Below are 7,552 nucleotides of genomic sequence, written 5' to 3' on the forward strand. Positions count from 1 at the left end.
GCGTCCAGCGCCGGGGCGGAGGCCGCCAGGGCCAGCAGGCCGTCTATGTCCACGCTTTTCTCCGCCTGGGCGGCCAGGGCGGAGAGCTTCTCCCGCAGCCCCGCCACCTCGGCGGCGGTGACCAGCCCCAGGTGGCGGCTCTCCAGGGCGCAGCCGGGCAGATTGGGCAGATAGCCGTACACGGTTACGCCGGTCTCCCCCTCGATGGCCTCCTTGAGCCGGGGGTAGAGCATGGGGGACACCCGGTTGAGAATCACGCCCCGGATGCCGCTGTCCGGCCGGAAATCCCTCATTCCCTTCACCGCGGCGGCGGCGGTGAGGGCCCGCCCCCGGCCGTCCAGCACCAGCACCGCCGGGGTGCCGGTGGCCCGGGCCAGGTCATAGGCGCTGGCGTCGGCGCTCAGGCCGATGCCGTCATAGTAGCCCATGACCCCCTCGATGAGGGCCAAGCCGCTGCCCCGGCTGTTTTTCTCCAGCAGGTAGCGGGCGGTGTCCCGGCCCAGGAAGAAGAGATCCAGGTTGCGGCTTTTGGCCCCGATGATCTCGCTGTGAAACATGGGGTCGATATAGTCCGGGCCGCACTTGAAGGCCACCGGCCCGGCCCCCCGGTTGACCAGGGTCTGGAGAAGGGCGCAGGTGACGGTGGTCTTGCCGCCCCCGCTGGCGGGGGCGCAGAGGAGCAGACGGGGCGCGCTCATGCCCGGCCCTCCCCGGAGAAGATCCAAACCGGGTTCTGGGCGTCCATCAGGTGGTAGCGCCCGGCGGGCCGGGTGCGGGTGACGGCCACCTGCACCATGTCCGCCCCCTCCAGCCCGGCAAAGCACCGGGCGGCCTCCCCCACCGTCTCCAGGGTGACGGCGGTGCACACCACCCGGGCGGCGGGGTTCTTGCGGAAGATCACGTTCAAAATGTCCTCCAGACTGCCCGAGGTGCCCCCCAGGAAGACCCGGTCGGGGGCGGGGAGCGCCTCCAGCGCCTCCGGCGCGGTGCCCGCCACCACCTCCAGGTTGGCGGCGTGGAAGCGGGCCTTGTTCTCCGCCAGCAGGGCCAGGGCCTCCTCCTTTTTCTCCACGGCGTACACCCGGCCGGCGGGACAGGAGAGGGCGCACTCCACCGACACCGAGCCGGTGCCCGCCCCCACGTCCCACACCACATGGTGCGCCTCCAAGCGAAGCTTGGACAGGGCCAGCGCGCGCACCTCCTCCTTGGTCATGGGCACGTCCCCCCGGAGGAAGGCCCCGTCGGGCAGGCCGGAGCCGTTCCACGGCCGCACCACCGGATCGGGGTTGACCGCCAGCAGGACGGAGAGGTCGGCAAAGGTCTCCCCCGCCAGTTCCGCCGCCGTGCCGGTGACGATGCGCTCGTCGGCGTAGCTCAGCCGCTCGCCCACGGAGACGCGCACCTGTCCCAGCCCCCGCTCGGCCAGGGCCCGGCAGATGTCCTCCGCCTTGGTGGCCCCGCCGGTAAGGGCGAAGACCTTGGCGCTGCGCTGGATCTCCCCCACCGCGTTGTGGCTGCGGCCGTGGGCGCTGACCAGCCTGGCGTCCTGCCAGGTGGTCTGGAGCCTGGCGCAGAAGTAGGACAGGGAGGAGATACCGGGGATGGTGATCACCTCGTGGTTCCCCAGCAGGGGCCACAGCCCCTTGGCCCCGCTGTAAAATCCGGTGTCGCCGGAGAGGAGCACCCCCACCGGCCCCCGGGGGGCCTTGTCCACGTACGCGGCGATGTCCGCCGCGGCGATGAGGGGGACGCAGTCGTGCTCCGCCCCCCAGGGCTCCAGCAGGCGGGGGGCGCCCACCAGCACCGGGCTGTCCCCGATGGCCTCCAGGGCCTGGCCGGTCAGGGTGGCCGGGTTGCCCATGCCTACGCCGATGAGATAGACCTTCATGCGTTCTCCTCCTCCATAAGCTTCTTCTGAATTTCCTCCAGGGTCAGGCCGGTCTCCCGGCTGGGGCGCTCCACCACCAGCAGGGCGCAGCCCGCCTCCCGGGCGGCCTCCGCCTTTTCCCGGAAGCCGCCATACCCCCCTGTGTCCTTGGTCACCAGGGTCTGAATGTGATACTGCCGCAGCAGGGCCACGTTCAGCTCCCTGGAGAACGGCCCCTGCATGCAGATGATGTTTTTCGGGGGAAAGCCCAGGGTCAGGCACCGCTCCAGGGAGTCCGCCATGGGCAGCACCCGGGGATAGCACCGCTCTGCCAGTCCGGGGCGGGCAAAGTGGTGCAGCTCCTTGCTGCCGGTGGTGAGCAGCACATGACCGGGCATCTGCTCCAGCATGTCCGCCGCCCCGGCCATGTCCTTTGCCCTGCGGCAAAGCTCCCCGCCGTCGGACTGCCGCACCAGCCGGAGGACGGGCAGGCCCGCCGCCTCCGCCGCGGCCCGGATGTGCTCCGTCACCTCCACGGCGTAGGGGTGGGTGGCGTCCACCGCCAGGGAGTATCCCCCGGCCCCCATGAGCGCCTCCATCTCCCCGCTGTCCATCCGGCCCACATGGGCCTCCGCCCCGGCCGGGAGGAGGGTCTCGCCGTACTCGGTAGCCACGCAGACGGTGTGTGGGATGCCCCGGGCCACCATCCACTCCGCCAGCGCCCGGCCCTCTCCGGTGCCGCCGAACAGCAATACCTTATTCATGCGCCTTCCTCCCCCTGTGCTGTTTTCAGGCCCGCCTTCGCCGGGCGTATTTCCTTATTCCCCCCGCTGGAGATAGCCCCGGGGGGTCACCATCTTTCCGCCGATCACCTTGGTCTGGCTGTTGCCGACGAACACGGTGGTGAACATGTCCACCTGGGTGTCCCTCAGCTCGCCCAGGGTGAGGAGTGCCGCCTCCTCCCCCGCCCGGCCGATGTTGCGGACGGTGCCGCACACGGTGGCGGGATCTTTCCCGGCGGAGAGCAGGATGTCGCAGGCCCGCTGGAGGTAGTCCGGCCGGCTGTGGCTGGCGGGGTTGTAGAGGCAGAGCACGAAGTCCGCCTGGGCCGCGGCGGTCAGCCGGGCCGTAATCTTCTCCCACGGGGTGAGCAGATCGGACAGGGACACCACCGCGAAGTCGTGGGTCAGGGGGGCGCCCAGCACGGCCGCGCCGCCGCAGGCGGCGGTGATGCCGGGCACCACCTCGATCTCGATGGGGTCATACTCCTGGGCCACCTCGTAGATGAGGCCCGCCATGCCGTACACGCCGGAGTCGCCGGAGCACACCACCGCCACGTCCTTGCCGGTGCGGGCGGCCTCCACCGCCGCCCGGCAGCGGTCTACCTCCCGGCGCATGCCGGTGGACAGGGTCTCCTTCTGGGGAAAATCCGCCCGCACCAGATCGATGTAGGCGGTGTAGCCCACGATCAGGTCGCAGGCCTCCAGGGCCGCCCGGGCGCGGCCGGTGAGATCCGCGCCGCCGCCGGGGCCAAGCCCGATTACCGTTACTTTCATAGCATATCCTTTCTCGCCACCGCCGCGGTGACGCCGTTGTTTGCCTGTTTGGGGACGATAATCCGCCCGCCGGCGGCAGCCGATACCCAGAATCAGGCTCCTGGGCACCAGACGCAGGGTGCGGGGGAAGGGTCCCTCCCCCGTCCGGTCGGTGATCCACACCCCCAGCTCCGCCGGGCCTGTGGTGAGGCCCTCCGGGCAGGGGTGGCCGAAGTCACTGGCAAAGCCCACCGGCCTTCCCTCCAGCAGGGCGGCGGACACCTCCTTGGCCAGAACCCGGTCTGTGATGGCCATGCCCCGCTCCCGGGCCCACACGTCCACGGCGAACAGACCGTTGACGTCGGTGGCGGTGGACACCGCCGCCTGTCCGCCGGTGAGGGCGGCCACCCTCCGGGCCAGCTCGTTGGCGCCCCCCACGTGCCCGGAGAGGAGGGGGACCACAAACCGCCCCGCCTCGTCCACACTGACCACGGCGGGGTCGGAAAACTTGTCCCGCACATGGGGGGCGATGGCCCGCACAGCGATCCCCGCCGCCCCCACAAATACCAGGGCATCCGCCCGCGCCCAGGCCCAGGCCGTCCACCCCTCCAGGGAGGAGTAGGCCTCCGCCACCGCCTCGGGGGCGAAGCGGGCCGGGACGTGGAGGGTGCCCCCCAGGGCATCTGCCAGGCTGCGGCCCAGCGCCGCCCCCCGGCGGGTAAAGGCGATGACCGCTGTGGTCACTTGCTGGCCTCCCGGAACTCGTGGGTAAAGGTGGGGTCGTAGAGCTTTGACCGCTCGTAATCATCCCCCAGGAAATGACCGATTGTAATCAGCGCCGTCTTGGTGACCCGGTTCTCCCGGGCGGTCCTGGCCAGGGTGGAGACGGTGCAGCGGTACACCCGCTGCTCCGGCCAGGTGGCCTTGTAGACGATGGCCGCCGGGGTGTCGGGGGCATAGCCCCCCGCCGCCAGCTCCTGTTCCACATCCTCCAGCAGGCCGGTGGACAGGAACAGCACCATGGTGCAGCCGTGGGAGGCCATCTTGCGCAGCTCCTCCCCCTCGGGCACGGGGGTGCGGCCCGCCATGCGGGTGATGATAACCGACTGTGATACCTCGGGCAGTGTATACTCCGCGCAAAGGGCGGCGGCCGCGCCGGAGAAGGAGGACACACCGGGGGTCACGTCGTAGCCGACGCCCAGCTTGTCCAGCTCGTCCATCTGCTCCCGGATGGCGCCGTAGAGGGAGGGGTCGCCGGTGTGGAGCCGGACGGTCATGCCGCCCCGGGCCTCGGTGTCCTTCATGACCTCGATAACCTGCTCCAGGGTCATGGACGCGCTGTCGTACACCGCGCAGCTCTCCTTCTTGTAGTTCAGCAGGGCGGGGTTGACCAGGGAGCCGGCGTAGATGATCACGTCGGCCTCCCCCAGCAGTTTCGCCCCCCGCACCGTGATCAGATCCTCCGCTCCGGGGCCCGCGCCGATAAAATGTACCATGGTTTTAACCTCCTATGCCCGGTGGAGGGCCAGCAGGCCCTCCGCGCCGGGTGTCTTTCCTAAAATTCCGTACTGGTTGGAGAAGAAAATGCCCTCGATGGCCAGCTCCGGCCCCGCCCGCCGTTTGAGCTGAGCGTCCAGCTCCCCGGCGATGGAGTCCATCACCGGCTCCAGCAGGCCGGCCCCCCTCAGTAGCTCCACCCCCGCGTCGGTGGTGGGGCTGTCAAACAGGGCCTTTACCAGCGCCCGGTCTCCCCCCGCCAGGGCGGCGTGGGCGGCCAGGGTCTCCCGCCGGGCGTCGGCCACCTTGGAGTGGGTGTTCATGCACCCGGCGGACACCTTGATGAGCTTGCCCAGGTGGCCCACCAGCAGCACCGAGCGGAAGCCCGCCCCGGCGGCGTGGTCGATGGCCGCGCCGATATAATTGCTGCATGTGCACCAGCGGGCCAGGCTGAGGCCCAGCTTCTCCCGGGCGAAGGCCTCGCCGTAGTTGCCGGGGGTGACCACAATGTCCCGCGCCCCGGCGGCCCTCTGCTGATCCATCTCCAGGTAGAGGGAGTCCAGCAGGGCGGCCTCGCTCATGGGGCGGACGATGCCGCTGGTGCCCAGGATGGAGATGCCCCCCTCGATGCCCAGCCGGGGGTTGAAGGTGCGCCCCGCCAGGGCCTCCCCCGTGGGGACGGAGATCACCGCCCGCAGCCCGCCGGCGTAGCCCGCCCGGGCCGCGGCGGCCTCCAGCTGCTCTTGGATCATGCGGCGGGGGGTGGAGTTGATGGCCGCCTCCCCCACCGGCTGGTCGAGACCGGGCCGGGTCACCCGGCCCCCCCCCTGGCCGCCGTCAATGACAATCCCGGGCTCGGCGCTGCGCTCCACCCGGGCGCAGATGAGCGCCCCGTCGGTCACGTCGGGATCGTCGCCGCCGTCCTTGCGCACCGCGCAGGCGGCCCAGCCTTCCCCGGCGGCGTGCTCCAGCAACTCCGCCTCCACCCGCACCCCCGCCGGGGTGTCGATGTGCACGGCGGGCAGCGCCGCCCCCTCCAGCAGCAGGGCGGCGGCCCCGGCGGCAGCAGCCGCCGCGCAGGTGCCGGTGGTATAGCCGCAGCGCAGCCGCTCCCGCCCCACCGGGATATAGAGCTCCAATTTCCCCATGTGTGTCCCCCTTTCGACGCAAAAAGGCCCTCCTCGCGGTTGAGGAGGGCCCTAATCCCAGGGTACACCGCACCTCTCCACCTCAGAGCTACGCAACTGCCACTCTGCAGCGGGTCTCCTGGCTTGCGCTTCCTCCTCCGGCGCGCCTTCTCAGCCCCGCTGGGCCAATGGCTTGTGCACCTTCGTCCGCGCTTACAGTAGAGGTAAGACTGCGCCGGAGTTCCACCGGCTTCCCCGTTCTGCGGCACCGCCGCAACTGCATGTGCATTGAATTCTCTGCCATTATAGCAGTATGAGGGAAAAAAGTAAAGGCAGGGTTTCAAAATTACCCGCGGGAAACTGCCAGCAAAAAGCGGAGCCCCGCCGTCAGCAGGGAGGCCCCCAGGCCGGTGTAGAACACGGCGATGAAGCCCTCCGGCGCCAGTCCGCTGGCCCGCAGGCCGATGCCGAAGGCCATCATAAATACCATGATCAAAAATGATTTCCCATCAAAAAACTGCCAGAACCACTTCCGCTCCGAGCCATACCCCCGTATGCGCGCGGTGTGCCGCTGAACCAGCCTTCCGAACACCATGCCCTGAAACAGCCCGAAGACCAGCGCAGAGAGCGCCAGATTCCACAGGGTTACATGTCCGGGGTAAGCCAGCAGCCCGATGCGCAGGATGTTGAAGCCTGCCGCCCCCCACACCAGCCCCGCCAGCAAAAGCAATGTTTCTTTTTTTACCATGGTAAGTTCCTCCTCATTATGAACATTGTTCATTTTATGTGCAAAACAGGGCGCGGGTTCCCGCGCCCGTCTCAGCGGTAGAGCAGCCTGCGGAGCACCTGCTCCAGCCCCTCACAGTTGTCCGCGCCCCGGCTCATCTGCCCCAGCAGGCTGTCCAGCACGAAAGCGGCAAGCTGCTCCCTGGAAAAGGAAGCATCAAAGGCGGACGGCCGCACCGCACAGTCCGCCTCCAGCGCCTCCAGCAGCGTCTGGCGGACGCGCCCGAGGGCCTCCTCCATGGTTCGCCGGCCCGCGCTCCGCCCCTCGGGCAGGAAGCCCGCCGCATGTCCCTGGAAAAAGCCCGGGTATTCCCCGGCCCCGCTCTGAATGCGGTGGAACAGCCAGTGGACGTAGGCCGCAAAGCCGTCCCGGGGCGCCTCCCCCTCCGGCGCGGACAGAATCTGCATCCAGATCTCCTCCACCGTTGCGGCCAGCAGCTCCGTCTTGCCGGAAAAATAGTTGTAGACCGAGCCCACGGAGACCCGGGCCTCGGCCGCCACCGCGCGGATGCTCAGCCCGTCCAGCCCCTGCCGCCGGGCGACCGTCCGGCTGGCCGCCAGAAGCGCCTGCCGGGAGGTGACCACGGTATTCATGCGCACACGCCTCCCCCCATTCTGAACCTTGTTCATTTTAACAGATCACGCCCGTTTGTCAACGGTATAAAACTTCATGCGCACAGGGCGTGCCATGAAAAGATGCGGCGGCCCGGCGCCAGGCCGCCCTGCTGTTGCATAAAAAG

At 69.2% G+C, this 7,552-nt stretch carries 8 protein-coding genes, 1 pseudogene and 1 riboswitch; all 9 genes and pseudogenes read right to left on the reverse strand.

Annotation, left to right across the window (positions count from 1 at the left end; all coding sequences use genetic code 11):
• A partial coding sequence (locus ACESY8_RS12155) for a nucleotide-binding protein (protein WP_498794749.1) occupies window positions 1-698 on the reverse strand: 698 nt, incomplete at its 3' end.
• Window positions 695-1,888: a precorrin-6y C5,15-methyltransferase (decarboxylating) subunit CbiE gene (cbiE, locus tag ACESY8_RS12160; protein WP_434307759.1), complete on the reverse strand. Its 1,194-nt coding sequence runs from the start codon at window positions 1,886-1,888 to the stop codon at window positions 695-697. The genes ACESY8_RS12155 and cbiE, both read right to left, overlap by 4 nt.
• Window positions 1,885-2,631 carry a precorrin-6A reductase gene (cobK, locus tag ACESY8_RS12165; protein WP_054339514.1) on the reverse strand — a complete coding sequence of 249 codons (747 nt, stop codon included), beginning with the start codon at window positions 2,629-2,631 and terminating at the stop codon, window positions 1,885-1,887. Before cobK ends, cbiE begins: the two co-directional genes overlap by 4 nt.
• 54 nt (window positions 2,632-2,685) lie before the next feature.
• Complete coding sequence (gene cobJ, locus ACESY8_RS12170) at window positions 2,686-3,423, reverse strand: precorrin-3B C(17)-methyltransferase (RefSeq protein ID WP_009260205.1); 738 nt, start codon at window positions 3,421-3,423, stop codon at window positions 2,686-2,688.
• A 114-nt stretch (window positions 3,424-3,537) separates the two neighbouring features.
• Window positions 3,538-4,146: pseudogene (locus ACESY8_RS12175) on the reverse strand (cobalt-precorrin 5A hydrolase); the annotation flags it as partial.
• Window positions 4,143-4,898, reverse strand: coding sequence for a precorrin-4 C(11)-methyltransferase (gene cobM, locus ACESY8_RS12180; protein ID WP_054339516.1), 756 nt, complete (start codon window positions 4,896-4,898; stop codon window positions 4,143-4,145). The pseudogene ACESY8_RS12175 and the gene cobM, both read right to left, overlap by 4 nt.
• Before the next feature lie 12 nt (window positions 4,899-4,910).
• Entirely contained in the window at window positions 4,911-6,047 is a 1,137-nt protein-coding gene (gene cbiD, locus ACESY8_RS12185; RefSeq protein WP_498794750.1) for a cobalt-precorrin-5B (C(1))-methyltransferase CbiD, read from the reverse strand.
• 92 nt (window positions 6,048-6,139) lie between these two features.
• A riboswitch (cobalamin riboswitch) is annotated at window positions 6,140-6,323 on the reverse strand.
• 49 nt (window positions 6,324-6,372) lie between these two features.
• A complete protein-coding gene (locus ACESY8_RS12190; protein ID WP_054339518.1) occupies window positions 6,373-6,774 on the reverse strand; it encodes a hypothetical protein in 402 nt (133 codons plus the stop codon).
• 71 nt (window positions 6,775-6,845) lie between these two features.
• Window positions 6,846-7,406, reverse strand: a complete 561-nt coding sequence (locus ACESY8_RS12195; RefSeq protein WP_054339519.1) for a TetR/AcrR family transcriptional regulator — start codon at window positions 7,404-7,406, stop codon at window positions 6,846-6,848.
• Between the last annotated feature and the right edge of the window lie 146 nt (window positions 7,407-7,552).

It is taken from the genome of Clostridium sp. ATCC BAA-442 (genome assembly GCF_964239415.1).
Classification (GTDB): domain Bacteria; phylum Bacillota; class Clostridia; order Oscillospirales; family Oscillospiraceae; genus Flavonifractor; species Flavonifractor plautii.

What these genes read in the sequence shown, in the direction of transcription:
- cbiE (WP_434307759.1), bottom strand. Translation starts at nt 1,888, where the DNA reads ATGAAGGTCTATCTCATCGGCGTAGGCATGGGCAACCCGGCCACCCTG.
- cobK (WP_054339514.1), bottom strand. Translation starts at nt 2,631, where the DNA reads ATGAATAAGGTATTGCTGTTCGGCGGCACCGGAGAGGGCCGGGCGCTG.
- cobJ (WP_009260205.1), bottom strand. Translation starts at nt 3,423, where the DNA reads ATGAAAGTAACGGTAATCGGGCTTGGCCCCGGCGGCGGCGCGGATCTC.
- cobM (WP_054339516.1), bottom strand. Translation starts at nt 4,898, where the DNA reads ATGGTACATTTTATCGGCGCGGGCCCCGGAGCGGAGGATCTGATCACG.
- cbiD (WP_498794750.1), bottom strand. Translation starts at nt 6,047, where the DNA reads ATGGGGAAATTGGAGCTCTATATCCCGGTGGGGCGGGAGCGGCTGCGC.
- ACESY8_RS12190 (WP_054339518.1), bottom strand. Translation starts at nt 6,774, where the DNA reads ATGGTAAAAAAAGAAACATTGCTTTTGCTGGCGGGGCTGGTGTGGGGG.
- ACESY8_RS12195 (WP_054339519.1), bottom strand. Translation starts at nt 7,406, where the DNA reads ATGAATACCGTGGTCACCTCCCGGCAGGCGCTTCTGGCGGCCAGCCGG.